Here is an 18,353-nt window from a genome sequence, read left to right on the forward strand (position 1 = left end):
CGCCTTGACCAGGATCAACACGCCCCTTTCCGATGCAGATGAAATGAGCTGCGCAGCGGCGTGGTGATGCTTTGGTCATGACACGGAAGAGTCCCATGCGATGTATGGCGAGTTATCTTGGCCTGCTGGCTGCTTTCGCGGCGATAGGCTTGTCTGGAACACCGGCGACGGCGGCCGAAACGCTCGTGGTCGCGCGGCAATCAATCGCCGATGAAAAGGCCGTCTTCGCCACGGTCGAAAGCACCAGCGTGGTGCCGGCGCGCGGACGCATCGGCGGCACGGTGGTTCAGCTCAAGGTCAGGGAAGGGGATCGCGTCGCCGCCGGCCAGGCGATCGCGACCATCGGCGACGAAAAGCTGGTGTTGCAGATGAGATCGCTCGACGCGCAGATCGAGGCGCTGCAGGCGCAGGCGAACCAGGCGCAGCTCGACTTCAGCCGGACCGAAGGGCTGGTCGAACGCGGTATCCTGCCCCGGATCAAGCTCGACGAGCAGCGCACCGCGCTGAACGTCGCCGAGAACGGCCTGCGTGCCAAGACCGCCGAACGTGCGGTGATCAACGAGCAGCTCAACCAGGGTCAGGTACTCGCGCCGGCGGATGGTCGCGTGCTGAAGCGGTTGATCACGATAGGATCCGTCGTGCTCGCGGGCGATCCGATCGTCACCGTCGCCCAACAGAACTTCAAGCTGCGGCTTCGCGTGCCGGAGCGGCATGCGCGCTTGCTCAAGGCGGGCGACAGGATTCGCGTCGATGGCGCGGAGTTCGTCGGAGAAGCCGCCAAATCGGGCGTCATCGACCTCGTCTATCCTCAGATCGAGGAGGGGCGCGTCATTGCGGATGCGACCGTCGAGGGCCTCGGCGAATATTTCGTCGGTGACCGCTTGCGGGTCTGGATCTCCGGCGGCATGCGACCGGCCTTCGTCATCCCGTCGAGCTATGTGACGAGCCGGTTCGGCATTGACTATGTTCGGCTGCAGAAGGACAGCGGCACGATAGACGTACCGGTGCAGCGTGGCCGCGAATTGCCGACGCCGGCGCACCCCGACGGGCTCGAGATCCTGTCCGGCATTTCAGCCGGCGACCAATTGGTGCGGCCGTGAATCTCGGGCTCTCGGGACGGTTGACCAAGTCGACCATCGCATCGCCGCTGACGCCGCTGTTCCTGCTCGCGGCGCTCGTCGTGGGGCTGATCGCTGTCGTGGTGATCCCGCGCGAGGAGGAGCCGCAGATCAGCGTTCCCATGGTGGACATCCGTGTCAATGCCGACGGCCTGCGCGGGCCGGACGCGGTGGAGCTGGTGAGCAAGCCGCTGGAATCGATCGTCAAGGGCATCGACGGCGTCGAGCACGTCTACAGCCAGACCGAGGACGATCGCGTGATGGTCACCGCGCGTTTCCTGGTCGGCACCAAGTCCGAGGACGCCATCCTGCGGGTGCACGAGAAGATCCGCGCCAATCTCGACCGCATTCCCGTCGGCATTCCCGAGCCGCTGATCGTCGGCCGAGGCATCAATGACGTCGCGGTCACGGTGTTGACGCTGTCGCCGAAGCCGGAAGCTGCCAGCCGCTGGACCGACAAGGACCTCTACGAGCTCGCGGACAAGTTGCGTGCGGAACTGATGAAGGTCGACGATATCGGCCTGACCTACATATCCGGCGGCGCGGCGCAACAGATCCGGGTCGAGCCAGATCCGGAGAAGCTGTCGCTGTTCGGCATCACGCTGCAGCAGCTCGTGGCCAAGGTCAAGGACGCCAACCGCTCGTTCCTGGCGGGCCAGGTCCGCGATGCCGGCATCGTGCGGAGCGTCGCGGCGGGCCAGACGCTGTCCGGCGTTCCCGATATTGGACTATTGCTCATCACGAGCCGCGACGGCCGGCCGGTCTACGTCAAGGACGTCGCCTCCGTCATCGTCGGCCCGAGCACCGTCGAGCATCGGGTCTGGACCGAATCACGTGACAGCGCCGGACGGTGGACGCGCACGCCTGCCGTCAGCCTGGCGCTGGCCAAGCGGGCCGGCGCCAACGCGGTCGTCGTGTCCGAGAGCATCGCCGAACGCCTCGAAGGACTGAAGTCGCGCCTTCTTCCCGAAGATATCCAGGTGACGGTGACGCGCGACTACGGCGAGACCGCCAACGAGAAGGCCAATGAGCTGTTGTTCCATCTCGGGCTCGCAACGATCTCGATCGTCGTGCTGATCGCGATCGCGATCGGCTGGCGCGAGGCGCTGGTGACCTTCGTCGTGATTCCCACGACGATCCTGCTCACGATGTTCGCCGCAAACCTGATGGGCTACACCATCAACCGCGTCAGCCTGTTCGCGCTGATCTTCTCGATCGGCATTCTCGTCGACGACGCCATCGTCGTGGTCGAGAACATCGCGCGGCACTGGGCCATGCGCGACGGCCGGCCGCGCCTGCAGGCGACCATCGAGGCGGTGGCGGAGGTCGGCAACCCCACCATCGTCGCGACGTTGACCGTGGTCGCGGCGCTGTTGCCGATGCTGTTCGTGTCAGGCCTGATGGGCCCCTATATGGCGCCGATCCCGGCCAATGCGTCGGCTGCCATGCTGTTTTCGTTCTTCGTGGCGATGGTGGTGGCACCCTGGCTGATGCTCAAGCTCGCGCCGAAGGGCGACATTGCCCCGACACATGCGGCCCACGACGAAGGCCGACTCGGCCGGCTCTACCGGCGCTTCGCCACGCCGATCGTGCGGAGCAAGCGGTCGGCCTGGATATTCCTGCTCGGCGTCGGCGTCGCGACGCTGCTGTCGATGACGCTGTTTGCGACCAAGTCGGTGACCGTCAAGCTTCTGCCGTTCGACAACAAGTCCGAGATCGCCGTTCTCGTCGACCTGCCGGAAGGGGCGAGCCTGGAGGCGACCGAGCGCACGCTGTTCGGCGCGGCCGAGATTGCGCGGCAATTGCCGGAGGTCACCTCGCTGCAATCCTATGCCGGCACGCCGGCTCCCTTCAACTTCAACGGCCTGGTACGGCACTATTACTTGCGGGAGAGGCCCGAGTTCGGCGAAGTGCAGATCAACCTGGCTGCGCGTGGCGAGCGCAAGCGCGCGAGCCATGAGATCGCGCTCGAGCTGCGCGAGAAGCTGAAGGCGCTCGGTCCGCCCGCGGGCACCAGCATCAAGGTGGTCGAAGTGCCGCCCGGCCCGCCGGTGCTGTCGACGCTGCTTGCCGAGGTCTACGGTCCCGATGCGGCCACGCGCCGGGCGGTCACGGCCGAGCTCAAGAAGATCTTCGCGGACGTGCCTTTCATCGTCGATATCGACGATTCCATCGGCGAGAAGCGGCCACGGCTGCGGCTTTCGATCGACCAGGACCGCCTCGAATTCTTCGGCGTCGAGCAGCGCGACGTCTACGACACCATTCAGGCTCTGTTCGGCGGCACCTCGATCGGCTATTCGCATCGCGGTGAGGACCGCAACCCGATCGAGATCGCGGTGCATCTCGGAAAGCGCGACCTGGTCTGGGACGAGGCTTTGGCTTCCACGCCGGTGCCAGCCAATACATTGCCCGGCAGCAAGACGGTGGTCGAGCTCGGTCAGGTCGTGAAGGCGACCATGGAGGAGGGCTCGCCGACGATCTTCCGCCGCGACGGCCGCTTTGCCGACATGGTGATGGCCGAGCTTGCCGGGCGCTTCGAGGCGCCGCTCTACGGCATGCTCGCGGTCGCCGATCGCGTCGATGCCCATGACTGGGGCAAGCTGCCGAAGCCTGCGATCAGCCTGCACGGCCAGCCGTCGGACGAGTCGCGTCCGACGCTGTTGTGGGACGGCGAATGGGAAATCACATGGGTGACCTTCCGCGACATGGGGGCGGCCTTCGGCGCAGCCATCCTGGGCATCTACGTGCTGGTCGTCGCCCAGTTCAGGAGCTTCCGTCTGCCGCTCGTGATCCTGACGCCGATCCCGCTGACGCTGATCGGCATCCTGATCGGGCACTGGCTCCTGGGGGCGCCGTTCACCGCGACCTCGATGATCGGCTTCATCGCGCTGGCCGGCATCATCGTGCGCAATTCGATCCTGCTGGTCGACTTCATCCGGCACAGCGGCGCCGAGGGCAAGTCGCTGCGCGACGTAGTGCTGGAAGCCGGTGCCGTCCGCTTCAAGCCGATCCTGCTCACCGCGCTCGCGGCCATGATCGGGGCTGCAACCATCCTGCTCGATCCGATCTTCCAGGGATTGGCGATCTCGCTCCTGTTCGGGCTTGCCTCGTCAACGCTGCTCACCGTGCTGGTGATTCCCGCGATCTATATCGCCTTGCGCGCGCCGCGCGAAGAGGCTCCACCCACAGCCAGATCCAGCTAGCGAGGAACCGATGGACAAGGACTACGTCGATATCACCAGGAACATCTCGGCCAATCTGAAGAAGCTGCGGAGCGACATTCCCGACACCATGAAGGGATTTGCCTTACTCGCTCAGGCCGCCACGCGCGACGGCGCGCTGGACAAGAAGACCAAGGAATTGATCGCGCTGGCGATCGGCGTCGCCGCGCATTGCGACGGCTGCATCGGCTTTCACACCGAGGCGCTGGTCAGGCTCGGTGCGACGCGCCAGGAGATCGAGGAGACGCTCGGCATGGCCGTCTATATGGGAGGCGGGCCGTCGCTGATGTACGCCGCGGACGCGATCGCGGCCTACGAGCAGTTCCAGCAACAATCGGCAGCCGTATAGTTGCCGGTCGCCTGACACGATGATGCGAACGGGACCGGGCGATTCATCTCGTCCGGTCCCGCTCATCGTTGATCGATTACCAGCGGTCGTCGACACCGACCCCGACGCTCACGCCAGGCGCACGAATGCCGACTCCGGCGCGCGGGCCGTCGTCCCAATGGCGATGATAGGTCCGGCGCTCGTAATAGCGGTCGCGCGGCATGTAGTTGTAGGAATCGCGTACGATCACGCGTGAACCGCCGCGCGTGCGATAGCAGCGGCCGGCGTCGTCGCAGACGAGCCGCACCTGCTGGACGAGATCCGGATTGGTGTATTCGCTGGTCGTGTAGATATCGGAAGCCTTCGCACCCGACGCGGCTGCCAAAGCGCCGAAGCCCGCCACCAGGGCCATCGTAAACGTCCTCATCATGTCCTCCTCCGAGACTGCCCTCGGCGGTAACAAGAAGGGGAGGCTGTGATCGTTCCCGCAGAGATGCTTGTTTTTCCCGGAACCGCACATCAAGGGGTTCCTAGATCCGCTCGTAGGACTCCGTCCGGCAGATGTCGTCCTCTTCCGCTCGGCGGCGGTCCACGATCTTGCCGCCGGATATCGTCACGACGTAGGTCTGGGCACCGAGCGGCGTGCCGGTCGCGGAGGTGAGCTGCGCGCGGACGCACGCCGTCCAGCCCGTTCCTCGCACCTCGCGACGGGGCGGGGCGACGTGCACCTCGCGCGGATAGGACGTTGCGAGAAAGACGACGTCGATCTGCTCGCGCACCAAGCGCTTGACGTCGGGAGGCGCTTCGGGCGGCGGCTGCTCCGCCTCCTTCATGCGCATGAATTCCGGCACCGGTGCACGGCTGTCGGCAAAGCCGCAAGCACCGAGACCAAGCGCGCCACCGAGCAGCGCTGCATGAGAAATAATCCGCAACATCCGTGAAGGTCCCCTGCGGACCGACAAATAGGTACGAATGCGATCCGACGAAGTCCGCGCCAATCAAAACTTGCTGAAGGGGCGGAGCCGTGGGCGTTTGCTATTCCGCGATTGCGGGCTAGTTTGTACCCCACATGAGGGGGATTGCACCGATGAGGATTTTGGTCATAGCGGCGACGGTCTTGGCACTGACGGCTGCCTCGGCGCAGGCGCAGGGCCGGCGCCAGCCTAACGACGGAGCCAAGCCGGACAACACGCCCAAGGTCGACGAGAAAGCCTACAAGGCCGCGCTCGAGCGCATTCCCGAGCCCAAGGACAAGTACGACCCGTGGGGCGGCGCCCGCCCGAGCGAAGCTGCCAAGAAGCCGAAATGAAGTGAGGCTTGCGGACCTGCCGGTTTGATTTCGGCCGCGCGCGCACTCCCATTGTTTGTAGCGCGGCCAAGCCGCGAGGCGCCGTCGCCTTGGTCGCGCATGATCGATCGTCCCGGCGGACGACTTCTTGCGGCATCGCGCGTACGATGCGAACGCTCATTCACACCGTGTGCACGACTACACGAAGGCGAGGCCGACGCGCTTGTCGCTGCGCCAGACCGTGCGACAATGCCGTGCAAAACGGTCGCGCGTGATCGAGAGCTCGAACGATTGCGGCAGCATGACGGGGGCGTCCAGGTCGATCGCCGCGCCGCCTGCCGACATGTTTCGCACCGTGCAAGCGATGCCGCCGTTTTCGAAGGTGATCGTTCCACCTTTGAAAACACGGTGACGTTGCGATGCGCGCTTCTCGATCATCCGCGTCAGGTCCTGCTGATGATTGTGAATTAGTGCATAGAAATTACATTGAACTAAACTCAATACTGGCGCTACTTGCGCAGTGCTTCAGACTTTGTTTACGACAGCGAAGCGGAGAGCGTTCACCCCGGCAGCATCGCGAACGCGCTCGACACCATCGCGACCGGCTTGCTGTCGGCGGCGGAGAGCAGCGTGACGCGGCCAAAGCTCATGGTGCGCCCGAGCCGCACCACGCGCGCGTCCGCCAGCACGTCCATTGAGGAGACCGCGCGCATGAAATGCGTGGTCTGGTCGACCGTGGTCATGGGGCGGTAGCCGCGGTTGGCAGCGAGGATCGCGATCACCATGGCGGTGTCGGCAAGCGCCATCAGGGCCTGGCCGCAGACCACGCCGCCGTTCCGGCACAGTCGCTCCGAAAACGGCATGCGCAGGAGCGCGCCCGGCTGCCAGTCCGGCACGTCAGCCGGCTGCGCGTGCTCGATGCGCTCGACCGCGAGGTTGAGATCCTGGACCCAGGGCGCAAAGACCTCGCCGAGGATGCGGCGGGCGTCGGCGAGGCCGAACTCGGCTTCTGGCTGCATTTGCATTGCTGTCGCGCTCTCCTGTGTTGCCGGGTGTTTCGTCTCATTGTGCGCGCATCGGCGCGGCAAAGTCACCCGGTCTCGCGCCGGTCCCGTCGGCTTGAAATTGCCTGACTTGGCCCGGTATGATGCCCTGCTTGGGTACGGGTGGATGATGTTGCGTCGGTGTGTCCTCGTCGTTGGCATGGTCGCGATCGGTCTCGCGCTGAGCGGGTGCACCAAATGCGGCCCGATCTGGGACGACTGGCTGCATGCCCCCAAATCGTGCAGATCGGATCGGCTCTAGCGGGCCCACGCGGCCTTGAGCGGCCTCAGGTTGCGACCGGGCTGAGACAAGGATGACACGGCGCGAGCGATCCGCGCGCCTGGATGATCAAGGAGTAGATGATGAAGCTTTTCCGTTTGGCCGCGGTGCTGGCCGTGCTGGCGGGACCTGCCTACGCGCAAATGCCCAATCTCAATTTGCTGCAGGATGCCCCGAGCAAGACCCCGGAGGAGAAGGCCGCCGAAGCCGAGCGTGAAAAGGCCTACAAGGAAACGCTGAAGAAGATTCCGGATTCCAAGGCGTCCAACGATCCCTGGGGCGGCATGCGCTCCGATCCGCCGAAGCAGCCGGCGGGACCGAAGGCATCGGCCGTCACCGGTACGCCGAAGAAGACCAAGAGCGGCACTGCCGCCAACTGACCGCAGCCCGTCCGGGGGCGACACGAGGCCTTCGGACAGGACTCCTCTTGATCCGGCCCGCGCCCTACATTTGGCTGAGAGCGGAGCGCGTAGAGGAGGACAGGACATGGCCGATCGTCCGCGGGATCTCGCCGAGCGGATGGCGCGCCGGCGCAAGATGGCCGGCAAGCCGGGCCAGGCGGCTGGTGACGGCTATCTGCGCGAGACCTTCACGCTGCCGCGCGCGGCGGCGCGGGAAAGGGCGCAGGCCTTCTTCGCCCGCTACCCCAAGGCCGGCTACATGAGTGCGGTCGAGACCTGGCGCGAACTGCCCGGCGGCGACATCGAGTTCACCATGCGCCGGCTGCCCAGCGCGGACTGACACGGCCTGATCCAAAGTCCTTGCTAGTCGAAGGTTTCGGCAACGATGCGGATCCGGAACACCGGCTCCTTGGCCTCGTCCAGCAGCTCCATCTGCCATTCGGAATTTTCCTGGAGCTTGCGGGCAATGCCGGCGGTCATGTCGGCGCAGACGCTGGTCATCTCCTTCCAGGCCGCATCGCGATTGGCAAATTCCGTCGCCTGGTCGGCGCAGCCGGAATAACGGCCGTTGCGGATTCGAAAGAAATAGAGCGGCATGGCAGGCACCGATCGCGCGCATGGAGCCTCGTCCCCCAAGGCCCTGGGCGCGCGCAGTCCAATCCCAAACCACCGTCGGATCAATCCCGGGCGGCTACGGACTGCCCGGGACCATTGGCGGGCTGCGGCGCGCAAATGGGCGCGGGAGCTCCGTGGTTCTCCGACCCTGAACAGAGTTCCTGAACTCCGTTCAGGTTGCACCCGGGCGACGGGTCAAGGCGTGGCTGCATGCCGGTTCCCGGCGAGGCTTCCCCGATCCCCGACGGCATGTGCCTTGCTTGCCTGATGGGGCAGCACCCAGGGATACTCATGCTCGGCATTCCCCGCCGCTATTCCCATTTCGTCTTCGGCATCATCCAGTCCGGACTGACCTCGCTGGTCGCGGCGGGAATCGCCAGCCTGCCCGCAGACAGTCCGATGATCTTCGTTCGGCACTGGATGGTGTCGTGGCTGATCGCATGGGCTGCGATGCTGCCCATCGTGCTGCTGGCGGCGCCTGCGATTCGCGCCTTCTCGCTGCGTCTGACCCGGGAGGAGAGGGACCCGCGAGCCAGTCGGCAGGCTTGAAAAAGCGCCGTAGCGCTCGGCACGTGAGGTCGCGCTCGAACGGCCGCAGACTGACCGCGCACCCGTCCCAATTTCGACATCCGTTCGCACCACTGCCGACACACCCGTCGGCAAGATTTTAGCCGTTCGGCGCGGCCATGGGGGAAACGTGGCCCGCCGACAACGGGGTGGCATCATGGATAACGTAGAGCGGTCATTTGCCGCCGCGACGGCGGCTGGCTTCGTAGTGCTGGTGATTGGGCTGGTGCTGCTGGCGCTGCTGTAGGCGGGTTTGCGAGCCGGGTGACGGCGGCTGTGCCCGTCCGGTTGGGTGGCGCCAGGCACGCCTCGACTTTCAAAAGCTGGAAAACAACCCCATGCACAGTAGGGTGCCTGGAAATTTCATCGACACGCCAATAGCTTGTTGGTAGTAATTAGATACCTTTAATCTGCACGCAGCGCCTTCATCGGCCACGCATCCGCGATGCCCGGATCGAGATCGGCAGGCGGTCGCCCCGGACCGACCGCCGTCTGCTGCCGATAGGGGACGGCCTCGGTCCACCCCGAACCCGATCCCAGGCGGACCTCAAGCGCGATGCGATCAGGATGAATCGTCATCGCGCCTTCGGTCGTTGTTCAAGTGTGATCTTTTCGGAAAGCCGCTGCGCACTTTTCCGATCAGGCTCTAGTGGATCTTGATCTCGTTCAAGGGCAGGCGGAGCTCGGCGGCGCGCTCTTCACGGTCCTTCCTGCGGAACTCGTTTTCCTTGCGCTCGAACTTGACCATCTCTTTCTGCGCTGCCTCCAGCAGGGGATTGCGTCTGATCGCATCGTGCTGCGTGTCGTTGTCCGTCATGGCCGGGGTCCCCAGAGTTGCGGTCCCATCCCAAAGAAGGCCGGAGACCGCGAAAAGGTTCGGTGCCGCAGGATTGCGGAAACATGACGGCGCACCGGCCGCGCCCTTGATGCGCGGCAGCCTTCGTTCCCGAAGAGCAACACCGATTGCCGGCTATTTCGGTGGTTGAAGCCCGGGTGATTTGACCCAGTCGTGCAGATGATTGGCGACGTCGGCCTGGCGGGCCTTCTTGAGGAGGGCATCTCGCTCGGCCCCCGGTGGAAGCCTGGAGGCCTGCTGCTGGACCTGCTTCACCCACGCGGAAAGCCGGTCCTGGAGGGTCAGCTGTTGCTTGAAACGTCGCCGCTTGAACATGGCGTTCTCATATCCATGCGAGGAAGGCGGGAGCGCGATCGGCGTCCTCGTCACCGACAGTGCCCGGGATCCGCGCGGTGATGATCCATTAGGATCCATAAACGGATCCGCGTCTGTTCAGTTGTGCGCACAAGGCGAACTGGGACGCCGAAATGAATCTCGGAACTCCGTCAATGCGGCTCCGGCCGCTCTCGAAGGGAATGATCGTTCACTCTGCGGCGCATCCGGCGACAGAAGCTCTCGACGAACCGGGCAGGCGATTCGAAATTGACGAGCAGCCTTTCGGCCTGCACCCAATCGTCCGAACCAGGGCGAATGAATCCATCAATCGCCTTTGCCGGTCGGCGCGCGCACGGCATGTCGCAGCCCTGCTTTCGACGAACGCGAGTTGAGCGCAATCTCGGCCAAGCTTGTCTTCTTCCTCGATCAGCTGATTTTGCACCCTGCGGACCTCGCGACCCGAACGACTTCGTTGACGGGCGGCCAACCATGTTGCTCCAGACGCGCTTCGCTTGCTGATAAGGCGTTGGGTGCTGGTTGTGGAGGTGTGCACTGCGGTTCAGTTCGCGCACCTCAACGGTGTGCATTGCCCGACGTGAACGTTCGCGGACCGCAAGGCTAGCATCACTGGCCGCAGATAGGCGTTCTATTTGGTTTTCTTGGGGGCACGCTTCTTCGGTCCAGTTCCGGTGGACGACCCGGCATCGTCCCCATGGCAGGGCCAGGCATCTCTGAATGCTTCGATGGCGACGGTGATCCCCGGCTCACTCGCTCGATCCGGATTGTTATCAAGATACGCCAGAAAAACCTTGGCACTTTGCAAGGGGCTGCCTTGCGCGGGGGGGCATGCACGCACGTTGGCTGGCAGATTTGGTGAAAAGAGCATCGCAGTCTCGATCATTCCCTCACATACGCCGGCGGATCGAGCTTCGTCCTGATTGCGGAACGAGTTCTGAACAAGCAGTTCGCAAGACTTTTGCGCGTCGGTTGCTTTATCGACAACCGTGGCGCTGGCCTTCCCGATGACCGCTAGGATTAGGCCGGCAACAATAACATGAACCCGCATCCGCGTCCCCCGAACAGCGGCGCGATAGCTTACTGCATTCAGTATGCCGCAATAGAGTGGCCGCCCGCGCCGTTCCAGGCGGCTCAGACGGCTTAGCTCAAAAAAGCCGTCTGATCCACCGCGCTCAATACGCGCGACGTGAACTCATCTCTTCCATTTCCACAAAGCCGAAAGAGCGCTTGTCGACTTGACAACACGCAGCCTTACACGCCGTCACCGCCGCAAAGGTCGGCTACGCCGCGATCATGATCGCAAATCAACAAGCGTGCTGATGGTACAGGTCCCGATCCAACGCAGAGAGCATCCATTATCCGGCCGTGTACGCGACGTGCACAGGTCGATTGATATTGATGCTCGGCCTCGACGCAGATTGCCTAAGCGGTGAACCTCGCCTGCGACGACAACCTTCCTCAACTACGCCAAGGAGGACTTCATCCTCAGAACGGTTTCCAACAAGAACTTTGCCATGGCCATGCGGAGGTGGGACTGCCTGGCTGCGCAGCGCCCGGACGTTCTCATGATCTCCCGGCCATTCATCAACCAAGCGAGGCAGCGAGGAAAACCAGAGATAAACTCGGTCCGAGGATTCTAGCCTCGACCGGATTCAAGCTGCACCGTTTTTCGCCCCCCGTTCAGCTCTCTGAGTTTGTTGACGTATTCCTCAGGCTTTAGCAGATGAAACGGAGCGTTGAGGCCCATGAAAGTCGCTATGCGGCCGAGGAAAGCAGTGCAGTTGGTCGTTGCTGCATTCCACAGCGGCGAAGTCTCCTGCAGGTGCTTGATATGAGCAAAGACCTTCTTGGCATCGGCCTCATTCAAATAAACGCGATAGCTGGCCGTCAGATATTGCTCGTCAAGATCACCATAGCTCGCACCCGTCTCAGAGGGGACAAATATGAGGTGTCCCAGGAGGTAGGGTATCTCGTCGCCGGCCGGAGCCAGACCAGCGACCTCGACCTGCTTTTCGCTCGTCTTTCCGTACCACACGAATGCATGACCGTACGTTGCTGCCGTTCGGGCCCGAAAATCAACGTAGTAGGGACCCGTGACGGCAGCTCTTCGAACTGGCTTTACATCTGATGTGGTCGGCCGGGCTCCCGGCGCAGCAGCCATGCTCTCCGCATGCTTCGTCGCCGAACTGGGGAGAGCGTCCCGTTGCTGCTGGTCGGTACGCGCCACGAGGGGTTGTGCGCTACTGAACCCGGTCCCCAGGCCCACAAAGGCCGCCAACATGGCGGCCTTTGCAAGCAGCTCTAGACCCGGATATTTCCGAATCATTCCCGCCATCTACGAATCCTCTTGGATCCAAGATCCGATGCCACAGGTAGCCTGCCACCCCAGACGAACGCCGCTGGCGTGGGAATAGATAGTCAGATCAACCCTTGGTCACCAACGGGGCCGGGGCGGCAACCGGATATTTGCCCACCGGGCTCTTCCCCACGGGATATTTGCCGATCGGAGCTTTGCCAACCGGCGCGGGGGCGGCGGCAACCGGCTGAGGCCGTGGCAGGTCGGCAGCAGCTGCGGTTCCCACGAAGGCCAACGAAGCAATTCCAAGTACAACGAATTTCAGCATCGGGTCTCTCCATTTGTTCGGGAGCGATTGGAATTCACCTGGTGCGCATAGAAATAACCTGACACTCGCCACGACACCAACGGGAGTCCGCGGTTCCGACAGCTTTTTCTACCCTATGTTGCGGAAATGGCACGCAAATGAGGCGCCTGGTTCCAAATCACTCTCGTGGGCACAACAGACGTGCCCTAACCTGCCTCAGAGTATCCGCGGGAAGACCCGGCCGGTTCGCGCCATATACTCGCGGTAGCTGTCGCCAAACGTCTGCAGCATCATTCGCTCTTCTCTTGCAACACGGCCAAAAAACAAAATCCCGAAGCCGGCAATGCCCGCGAAACCGGCGATCCAATTAGGCAGCAGCAATGTCTGGGCGATAGCCCACAGCCAAAATGCTGAATACATCGGGTGTCGAACTCTCCGGTAAATTCCTTCCGTCACGAGTTCATGGTTCTCCCGCACGTCGAGGCTTATCGACCAATTCCGGCCGAGTGCACGGTGTGTCAGGTGAAACACGCCCAAAGCCGCAACAGCGAAGAAAGATCCCAACCAGGCCAACGAGGGATAAAAGCCGTGATCTGCGAAACGAGGCATTCCTGTCGCTACGTAGACGAGCGGAACAAGTCCGAGTCCCGAGAGAGATGTAAGCAGGAGAGCAATTTCCAAGGGGCCGCGAGCGCTCCACACGATCCTGGCACGGCGAGAGCGCCGCGCGTACTTATAACGTATAACGTACCAGCCGATCGCCAATGCAACGAAGATGATTTTCGAAGTGGTGGGCGTCATTTGAACTAGGCTGCCGCGCCCGGAATACCTGGCAGTTCGCTTCCTGATAGCGGCGCGCCTGCAATAAGTCCTCCGTCGTCAGCTATCATCGACACGGCGCCATCCGGCGCGAGCGTCTGGGATTTGGCTGAAATAGGTCCGCAAGTCAGCATGAAGTAGTCATACGATGCTCGCTTATCATTTCCGCTGACAAACTGGCAGTGCAAGCGGAAGTAGTCGAAGCGGATCCGTCGATACATGTCGTCGTCAAGCATTCGACTAAGTCTCACGACCCTGACGATCGCCTCGTTTTCTGTCGACAATCCCATTTCGGCCATCGGCCGGCTTTTGTAAAAATTCAACAGGTCGATGAGGGCCTGATAATCGCCCCAGAAGATCGCGCGTGAATTGGCGACGCGTTCCATAGCCGCGCGAAAGCGAGTTGCCTTCGGGTGCAGGCCGATCTTGAGTATGGATGATCCAACGCTCAAGAATGTCACGGGAGTTTTGTTCCAATCGAGCGCAGGGGCCAGCCTCAAGGCGCGATCAAGTAGGTCAACGGCAAGTACCGCGCCAAGACTGTGCCCTATGACCAAAATCTCGTCTGCGGCAGAGCTGCGCGCCGCGGCCACGAGCTCGGCGGCCAATCTGTTTAGTCTCTGCTCAATTTCCGTATTTCCGCATCGAATATACTCGCGAGAAAAAATCCAATCATCGAACAAGGCGCCCAGGCGGAGCCAGTGCCACGGGCCCGCCAGAACGGCTACGATTCCGCAGAAGCCGCCACCGGCAGCGATAGGAATGGATCCAGTGATCTTGAATGCAACTGCGCCAATCAAAAAGGCGGCAGCGATGAGCAGTCCGAACATGACCAATGGATAGAGAAAGAACAGTGCATAGCGCCAGTTGGTCAGCAAGTACCGCCAAAGAGTGCCGGTCAAAACGAAATCCAGAAACGCAAGAGTTCCGACGGAAATGCGTGAGACGATGCTTCGACGCCCGAAGGCCTCAATTACGTCGTGCCATCGGACCAGACGGTAATCGGTTTCGACGAGCCAATCGGGGCCAGCTGTCGTCACATTCCATCGTATCTGGTCGGCGGTATCATGCAAACCGCCAACGGCCGCTTTCACTGACCAGGTACGTTGGAACCTCGCAATTTCGCGCACAAAGCGTCGTTGCGCGCTGACATGCGACGTGATTGGATCATAACCGCCGATATGGAATACCAACCGTTTCGCTACAGGCTTGCCGGACATTGTCTTATCCCCGGACTCATGCGTGCCGCTCGCTCCCCACGCGTCAATCGCCCTGCAATCAAAAACAGACGGTTGAAGCCAAGGGTTGTCAAGAGAGAATCGACCAGTTATTGGGAAACATGGGTCGATTTGTTCTGCCACGCATAAGCCGAACCGCTCGAACAATAGCGTCGATCGGTGCTGCCGTGATTGTCGGTTTGTCCAGCACAGCGCCCTCTCAAGCGCAGGACGAGGCATCATCCGGCGAGAGATGCCTTGCTGCAAATTTGGATGTTTCGCTGGGCGCACAACTGCCCCGCACAGCGGCGCGTTTGAGATCTGGTGAGCCGCTAAGGATTGTCGCGATCGGATCATCGTCGACGGTGGGGCTCTGGGTACTTCGGTCCGCGGCCACGTACCCACAGGTGATGCGCCGAGAACTCTCGAGGCTTAGATCCAACGCAACGATCGAGGTCGTCAACAGCGGTCGAGTCGGCGATACGATTCCGAACAACATCGCGCGGTTCGAGCGTGACGTTTTCGCGCACACTCCTGATCTCGTTATCTGGCAATTGGGTACTAATGACGTCGCCTGGGGTGGCCGGCCGGACCAAGGGCTCAAAAGAAGCGTTCTTGAAGGGGTAAGGGCACTTAAGGCGGGGTTTGCCGATGTCGTGCTGATGGATCTGCAATATGCGCCTCAGGTGCTCGCTTCCGCAAGCTACTCAACGATGGAGGGCATCATCGCCGATGTCGCGAAGCAGGAACGGGTCGGTCTATTCTCTCGTTTTGCGCTGATGCGTAACTCGATCAATGCCGGAGTTCCGCAAAGCGCGCTTGTGACGTGGGACGGATTGCACAACACCAGTGATGGTTATGATTGCATTGGACGAGCTCTTGCGCGAGCCATCTCAACGAGCGCGCGTTGAAAAGCTCTAAAACAGCGATTCGCATGCTGTGCGGTCTCGGATGACTTTGGGTACCGCCCAGGGACAGCGGCGCCGAGCGTATAGATGCACGCGAACGCGCGCGAAGACCAATTCTCTTCGGCAATTGCCGAGTCTCTCGAAGCGGTAACATCAATTCGCGCCGACGTTGTCAGGAGGTGCGCTCATACCCCATTATGCGGGCCAACTCATTGACCTGTTGCTGGTGCTTGTCGCCGTGTGGATGGCGCCAGCCACCATCTTTATTATCTACGCCTATTTCGCTCGTCTTAAGCATCCGGTCAGCGAATCGGTCTTTGGACGTGTGGTCATCATATCCTTGTTCATCATAACCACGTCGATCTGGCTCCCGATAGTTCTGACCGCCATAGTCCTATCACTGGTCGGTCATTTGTGGTTCCGCTTCACGGGACAACCACGCAAGTAGCTAGATATTACTAGAGGTGAACCGCCCCGGGATTGCCGGAGGCTGTTTGGTTTTAGTCATGCCGCCATGGCCGGTTGTCCCAGCATGGCGTAGCAGCGTTTCTCGGCTTCGGCCGGCGGAATGTTTCCGATGGGCTCCAGGAGCCGCCGATTGTTGAACCAGTCCACCCATTCCAAGGTCGCGCACTCGACGGCCTCGAAGTTGCGCCATGGTCCGCGCCGATGGATCACCTCGGCCTTGTAGAGACCGTTGATCGTTTCGGCGAGCGCGTTGTCATACGATTCACGTTTGTTGTGGCAGGGATTTGCAAACCGGGAGAAAATGGCAATCCGGGGCTGGCTAAGCCATTTCATTTCGGAATCATTGAAACCCGGACGCATGAGGGGCCGTTGTCCCAGAACAGCGGCCCTTCGCGATTGACGCCCGCTGCGGGGAATTGGGACAGTCGCGCGCGTGGCTAAATGCCGGTGCACTCAATGATCTCCGACGTGCGCGCTTCGTCCGTTGCTACACCAGAATTGCGACACCAGGCTCGCCGCGTTTCGGGCGGAAGGTTGCAGCCAATGCCCGCATCTTCCGCAAAAGAACATATTGCGAACCTGGAACAAATAGGGTACATTGCTTTTATCGCCGAGCTGCCTCGCCAATTGTTTGTCCCTCACGCGAATCCTCGCCATAAGGAGCACGACCCAATGTCCGCAACTGCCCTGCGTATCGTCGAAGGATCTTCCATGGACAAGAGTAAAGCTCTGGCCGCCGCGCTCTCGCAGATCGAGCGCCAGTTCGGCAAGGGCTCGGTGATGAAGCTCGGCAAGAACGACCGGTCCATGGACATCGAGGCGGTGTCCTCCGGCTCGCTTGGGCTCGACATCGCGCTCGGCATCGGCGGCCTGCCCAAGGGGCGCATCGTCGAGATCTACGGGCCGGAATCCTCGGGCAAAACCACGCTGGCGCTGCACACGGTGGCGGAAGCGCAGAAGAAGGGCGGCATCTGCGCCTTCATCGACGCCGAGCACGCGCTCGACCCGGTCTATGCCCGCAAGCTCGGGGTCAACATCGACGAACTCCTGATCTCGCAGCCCGACACCGGCGAGCAGGCGCTGGAAATCTGCGACACGCTGGTGCGTTCGGGAGCGGTCGACGTGATGGTGATCGATTCGGTCGCGGCGCTGGTGCCGAAGGCCGAGCTCGAGGGCGAGATGGGCGATGCGCTGCCGGGTCTGCAGGCCCGCCTGATGAGCCAGGCGCTGCGCAAGCTCACGGCCTCCATCAACAAGTCCAACACCATGGTGATCTTCATCAACCAGATCCGCATGAAGATCGGTGTGATGTACGGCTCGCCCGAAACCACGACCGGCGGCAATGCGCTGAAATTCTACGCCTCCGTCCGCCTCGACATCCGCCGCATCGGCGCGATCAAGGAGCGCGACGAAGTGGTCGGCAACACCACGCGCGTCAAGGTGGTGAAGAACAAGTTGGCGCCGCCCTTCAAGCAGGTCGAGTTCGACATCATGTACGGCGAGGGCGTCTCCAAGATGGGCGAGATCCTCGATCTCGGCGTCAAGGCCGGCATCGTCGAGAAGTCCGGCGCCTGGTTCTCCTATGACAGCCAGCGCCTCGGCCAGGGCCGCGAGAATTCGAAGGCATTCCTGAAGGCCAATCCCGATATCACCGCCAAGATCGAGACCTCGATCCGTCAGAACTCCGGCCTGATCGCCGAGCAGATTCTCGCCGGCACGCCCGAGCGCGACGCCGACGGCGAGGAGCCGGCGGAAGAGTAAGCCTCGACCAACGAAAAGTTTTTCGCGAGGAGCGGGCGCTGAGGACGTTGAGTTGCCGACGTCATCGGCGCCCGTTTCGTTTGGTGATAGAAGAGATACCGGATCAGTTGTTGAGGCCGGGATCGCCGTGAGTTGGAACCAATCCGAGGTCATCGCTGTTCGCCGGATCATCATTGAGACGGCGAAAGACATACTTTCTGGAAGCACGTCCCCGGTAGAAGGTGCGAGGACAATAGCAGGGCACCGCTTCAAGGCACGCCTCGAAGACGATCCCGATATCTTGCCCTTTGTGGGAATCGCTTCGGAGACCGAATCCTTGCCGTTCGGACGCGAGAGAGCGCACTGGCAGGCGCGCGCGCTCGCTGAACTCCAAGGCAAGATCAATGAATCACAAGCCTGGGCGCTTACGGTTGCGAGCACCCATTGCCAGAGCCTTGTGGCCCGGTCGGGAAGCCTGATGCGTTGGCCCGACGGCTAGGACCGGTAGGGTGGGCAAAGGCGCGCAAGCGCCGTGCCCACCATTCCAA

23 protein-coding genes and 1 pseudogene are annotated in these 18,353 nt (G+C 62.0%); 10 read left to right on the top strand and 14 right to left on the bottom strand.

Annotated elements, in window-relative coordinates; all coding sequences use genetic code 11:
* The first annotated feature begins 104 nt into the window (after nucleotides 1-104).
* The 3 genes from XH96_RS14405 to XH96_RS14415 are packed head-to-tail and all read left to right on the top strand — an operon-like array spanning nucleotide 105 to nucleotide 4,688.
* A complete protein-coding gene (locus tag XH96_RS14405) occupies nucleotides 105-1,100 on the top strand; it encodes an efflux RND transporter periplasmic adaptor subunit (protein WP_246790078.1) in 996 nt (331 codons plus the stop codon).
* The gene (locus tag XH96_RS14410; protein WP_194393073.1) at nucleotides 1,097-4,321 is read left to right on the top strand and encodes an efflux RND transporter permease subunit; all 3,225 of its coding nucleotides are present in this window, start codon (nucleotides 1,097-1,099) and stop codon (nucleotides 4,319-4,321) included. Before XH96_RS14405 ends, XH96_RS14410 begins: the two co-directional genes overlap by 4 nt.
* Nucleotides 4,322-4,331: 10 nt before the next feature.
* Nucleotides 4,332-4,688, top strand: coding sequence for a carboxymuconolactone decarboxylase family protein (locus XH96_RS14415; RefSeq protein WP_194393074.1), 357 nt, complete (start codon nucleotides 4,332-4,334; stop codon nucleotides 4,686-4,688).
* A gap of 76 nt (nucleotides 4,689-4,764) precedes the next feature.
* Here XH96_RS14415 and XH96_RS14420 read toward each other — a convergent pair whose 3' ends face one another.
* Nucleotides 4,765-5,097 carry a hypothetical protein gene (locus XH96_RS14420; RefSeq protein WP_194393075.1) on the bottom strand — a complete coding sequence of 111 codons (333 nt, stop codon included), beginning with the start codon at nucleotides 5,095-5,097 and terminating at the stop codon, nucleotides 4,765-4,767.
* 100 nt (nucleotides 5,098-5,197) lie between these two features.
* Nucleotides 5,198-5,602 carry a hypothetical protein gene (locus XH96_RS14425; RefSeq protein ID WP_194393076.1) on the bottom strand — a complete coding sequence of 135 codons (405 nt, stop codon included), beginning with the start codon at nucleotides 5,600-5,602 and terminating at the stop codon, nucleotides 5,198-5,200.
* Between the two features lie 152 nt (nucleotides 5,603-5,754).
* Between XH96_RS14425 and XH96_RS14430 the strand changes: the two genes are divergently transcribed.
* Nucleotides 5,755-5,976, top strand: a complete 222-nt coding sequence (locus XH96_RS14430) for a hypothetical protein (RefSeq protein WP_194393077.1) — start codon at nucleotides 5,755-5,757, stop codon at nucleotides 5,974-5,976.
* 177 nt (nucleotides 5,977-6,153) lie between these two features.
* Here the strand turns inward: XH96_RS14430 and XH96_RS14435 are convergent, their stop codons facing one another.
* A complete protein-coding gene (locus XH96_RS14435) occupies nucleotides 6,154-6,393 on the bottom strand; it encodes a PilZ domain-containing protein (RefSeq protein WP_194393078.1) in 240 nt (79 codons plus the stop codon).
* Between the two features lie 122 nt (nucleotides 6,394-6,515).
* The gene (locus XH96_RS14440; protein WP_028181100.1) at nucleotides 6,516-6,980 is read right to left on the bottom strand and encodes a PaaI family thioesterase; all 465 of its coding nucleotides are present in this window, start codon (nucleotides 6,978-6,980) and stop codon (nucleotides 6,516-6,518) included.
* A gap of 381 nt (nucleotides 6,981-7,361) precedes the next feature.
* Between XH96_RS14440 and XH96_RS14445 the strand changes: the two genes are divergently transcribed.
* Both XH96_RS14445 and XH96_RS14450 read left to right on the top strand, forming a co-directional pair.
* A complete protein-coding gene (locus XH96_RS14445) occupies nucleotides 7,362-7,658 on the top strand; it encodes a hypothetical protein (protein WP_194393079.1) in 297 nt (98 codons plus the stop codon).
* Nucleotides 7,659-7,764: 106 nt separating this feature from the next.
* Nucleotides 7,765-8,019, top strand: a complete 255-nt coding sequence (locus tag XH96_RS14450) for a hypothetical protein (RefSeq protein ID WP_028181102.1) — start codon at nucleotides 7,765-7,767, stop codon at nucleotides 8,017-8,019.
* Between the two features lie 23 nt (nucleotides 8,020-8,042).
* Here the strand turns inward: XH96_RS14450 and XH96_RS14455 are convergent, their stop codons facing one another.
* Entirely contained in the window at nucleotides 8,043-8,276 is a 234-nt protein-coding gene (locus XH96_RS14455) for a hypothetical protein (RefSeq protein ID WP_035680900.1), read from the bottom strand.
* A gap of 309 nt (nucleotides 8,277-8,585) precedes the next feature.
* On the opposite strand from XH96_RS14455, the gene XH96_RS14460 reads away from it, so the two are divergent.
* Nucleotides 8,586-8,843: a DUF2798 domain-containing protein gene (locus XH96_RS14460; protein ID WP_194394138.1), complete on the top strand. Its 258-nt coding sequence runs from the start codon at nucleotides 8,586-8,588 to the stop codon at nucleotides 8,841-8,843.
* A gap of 423 nt (nucleotides 8,844-9,266) precedes the next feature.
* Here XH96_RS14460 and XH96_RS14465 read toward each other — a convergent pair whose 3' ends face one another.
* From XH96_RS14465 to XH96_RS14500, 8 genes are all read right to left on the bottom strand, one after another.
* Nucleotides 9,267-9,440 (bottom strand): hypothetical protein, encoded by a 174-nt coding sequence (locus tag XH96_RS14465; protein WP_194393080.1) that lies wholly within the window; start codon nucleotides 9,438-9,440, stop codon nucleotides 9,267-9,269.
* Nucleotides 9,441-9,507: 67 nt separating this feature from the next.
* The gene (locus XH96_RS14470) at nucleotides 9,508-9,678 is read right to left on the bottom strand and encodes a hypothetical protein (RefSeq protein ID WP_194393081.1); all 171 of its coding nucleotides are present in this window, start codon (nucleotides 9,676-9,678) and stop codon (nucleotides 9,508-9,510) included.
* 153 nt (nucleotides 9,679-9,831) lie between these two features.
* Nucleotides 9,832-10,032 carry a hypothetical protein gene (locus XH96_RS14475; protein ID WP_061882986.1) on the bottom strand — a complete coding sequence of 67 codons (201 nt, stop codon included), beginning with the start codon at nucleotides 10,030-10,032 and terminating at the stop codon, nucleotides 9,832-9,834.
* 646 nt (nucleotides 10,033-10,678) lie between these two features.
* Nucleotides 10,679-11,098 carry a Rap1a/Tai family immunity protein gene (locus XH96_RS14480; protein WP_194393082.1) on the bottom strand — a complete coding sequence of 140 codons (420 nt, stop codon included), beginning with the start codon at nucleotides 11,096-11,098 and terminating at the stop codon, nucleotides 10,679-10,681.
* A gap of 588 nt (nucleotides 11,099-11,686) precedes the next feature.
* Nucleotides 11,687-12,376: a hypothetical protein gene (locus XH96_RS14485; protein WP_371740166.1), complete on the bottom strand. Its 690-nt coding sequence runs from the start codon at nucleotides 12,374-12,376 to the stop codon at nucleotides 11,687-11,689.
* A 97-nt stretch (nucleotides 12,377-12,473) separates the two neighbouring features.
* Nucleotides 12,474-12,674 (bottom strand): hypothetical protein, encoded by a 201-nt coding sequence (locus XH96_RS14490; protein WP_194393084.1) that lies wholly within the window; start codon nucleotides 12,672-12,674, stop codon nucleotides 12,474-12,476.
* Between the two features lie 195 nt (nucleotides 12,675-12,869).
* Nucleotides 12,870-13,454: a protein-S-isoprenylcysteine O-methyltransferase gene (locus XH96_RS14495; protein ID WP_194393085.1), complete on the bottom strand. Its 585-nt coding sequence runs from the start codon at nucleotides 13,452-13,454 to the stop codon at nucleotides 12,870-12,872.
* A 5-nt stretch (nucleotides 13,455-13,459) separates the two neighbouring features.
* Nucleotides 13,460-14,692 (bottom strand): hypothetical protein, encoded by a 1,233-nt coding sequence (locus XH96_RS14500; RefSeq protein ID WP_194393086.1) that lies wholly within the window; start codon nucleotides 14,690-14,692, stop codon nucleotides 13,460-13,462.
* A 185-nt stretch (nucleotides 14,693-14,877) separates the two neighbouring features.
* Here XH96_RS14500 and XH96_RS14505 point away from each other — a divergent pair, with 185 nt between their 5' ends.
* On the top strand, nucleotides 14,878-15,600 hold the full coding sequence (locus XH96_RS14505) for an SGNH/GDSL hydrolase family protein (protein ID WP_246790079.1): 723 nt from the start codon (nucleotides 14,878-14,880) through the stop codon (nucleotides 15,598-15,600).
* A gap of 501 nt (nucleotides 15,601-16,101) precedes the next feature.
* On the opposite strand, the pseudogene XH96_RS14510 reads toward XH96_RS14505, so the two are convergent.
* A pseudogene (locus tag XH96_RS14510) lies at nucleotides 16,102-16,329 on the bottom strand (integrase core domain-containing protein); the annotation flags it as partial.
* A gap of 408 nt (nucleotides 16,330-16,737) precedes the next feature.
* On the opposite strand from XH96_RS14510, the gene recA reads away from it, so the two are divergent.
* Nucleotides 16,738-17,826 carry a recombinase RecA gene (recA, locus tag XH96_RS14515; protein ID WP_028178852.1) on the top strand — a complete coding sequence of 363 codons (1,089 nt, stop codon included), beginning with the start codon at nucleotides 16,738-16,740 and terminating at the stop codon, nucleotides 17,824-17,826.
* Nucleotides 17,827-17,878: 52 nt separating this feature from the next.
* Nucleotides 17,879-18,304: a hypothetical protein gene (locus XH96_RS14520; protein WP_194393088.1), complete on the top strand. Its 426-nt coding sequence runs from the start codon at nucleotides 17,879-17,881 to the stop codon at nucleotides 18,302-18,304.
* Nucleotides 18,305-18,353: the final 49 nt, after the last annotated feature.

It is taken from the genome of Bradyrhizobium sp. CCBAU 51765, from assembly GCF_015291725.1.
Lineage (GTDB): Bacteria > Pseudomonadota > Alphaproteobacteria > Rhizobiales > Xanthobacteraceae > Bradyrhizobium > Bradyrhizobium liaoningense.

Bases quoted from the DNA above. Each gene is read 5' to 3' on its own strand.
- XH96_RS14405 (WP_246790078.1), top strand. From the start codon at position 105: ATGGCGAGTTATCTTGGCCTGCTGGCTGCTTTCGCGGCGATAGGCTTG.
- XH96_RS14415 (WP_194393074.1), top strand. From the start codon at position 4,332: ATGGACAAGGACTACGTCGATATCACCAGGAACATCTCGGCCAATCTG.
- XH96_RS14420 (WP_194393075.1), bottom strand. From the start codon at position 5,097: ATGATGAGGACGTTTACGATGGCCCTGGTGGCGGGCTTCGGCGCTTTG.
- XH96_RS14425 (WP_194393076.1), bottom strand. From the start codon at position 5,602: ATGTTGCGGATTATTTCTCATGCAGCGCTGCTCGGTGGCGCGCTTGGT.
- XH96_RS14430 (WP_194393077.1), top strand. From the start codon at position 5,755: ATGAGGATTTTGGTCATAGCGGCGACGGTCTTGGCACTGACGGCTGCC.
- XH96_RS14435 (WP_194393078.1), bottom strand. From the start codon at position 6,393: ATGATCGAGAAGCGCGCATCGCAACGTCACCGTGTTTTCAAAGGTGGA.
- XH96_RS14440 (WP_028181100.1), bottom strand. From the start codon at position 6,980: ATGCAAATGCAGCCAGAAGCCGAGTTCGGCCTCGCCGACGCCCGCCGC.
- XH96_RS14445 (WP_194393079.1), top strand. From the start codon at position 7,362: ATGAAGCTTTTCCGTTTGGCCGCGGTGCTGGCCGTGCTGGCGGGACCT.
- XH96_RS14450 (WP_028181102.1), top strand. From the start codon at position 7,765: ATGGCCGATCGTCCGCGGGATCTCGCCGAGCGGATGGCGCGCCGGCGC.
- XH96_RS14455 (WP_035680900.1), bottom strand. From the start codon at position 8,276: ATGCCGCTCTATTTCTTTCGAATCCGCAACGGCCGTTATTCCGGCTGC.
- XH96_RS14460 (WP_194394138.1), top strand. From the start codon at position 8,586: ATGCTCGGCATTCCCCGCCGCTATTCCCATTTCGTCTTCGGCATCATC.
- XH96_RS14465 (WP_194393080.1), bottom strand. From the start codon at position 9,440: ATGACGATTCATCCTGATCGCATCGCGCTTGAGGTCCGCCTGGGATCG.
- XH96_RS14470 (WP_194393081.1), bottom strand. From the start codon at position 9,678: ATGACGGACAACGACACGCAGCACGATGCGATCAGACGCAATCCCCTG.
- XH96_RS14475 (WP_061882986.1), bottom strand. From the start codon at position 10,032: ATGTTCAAGCGGCGACGTTTCAAGCAACAGCTGACCCTCCAGGACCGG.
- XH96_RS14480 (WP_194393082.1), bottom strand. From the start codon at position 11,098: ATGCGGGTTCATGTTATTGTTGCCGGCCTAATCCTAGCGGTCATCGGG.
- XH96_RS14485 (WP_371740166.1), bottom strand. From the start codon at position 12,376: ATGATTCGGAAATATCCGGGTCTAGAGCTGCTTGCAAAGGCCGCCATG.
- XH96_RS14490 (WP_194393084.1), bottom strand. From the start codon at position 12,674: ATGCTGAAATTCGTTGTACTTGGAATTGCTTCGTTGGCCTTCGTGGGA.
- XH96_RS14495 (WP_194393085.1), bottom strand. From the start codon at position 13,454: ATGACGCCCACCACTTCGAAAATCATCTTCGTTGCATTGGCGATCGGC.
- XH96_RS14500 (WP_194393086.1), bottom strand. From the start codon at position 14,692: ATGTCCGGCAAGCCTGTAGCGAAACGGTTGGTATTCCATATCGGCGGT.
- recA (WP_028178852.1), top strand. From the start codon at position 16,738: ATGTCCGCAACTGCCCTGCGTATCGTCGAAGGATCTTCCATGGACAAG.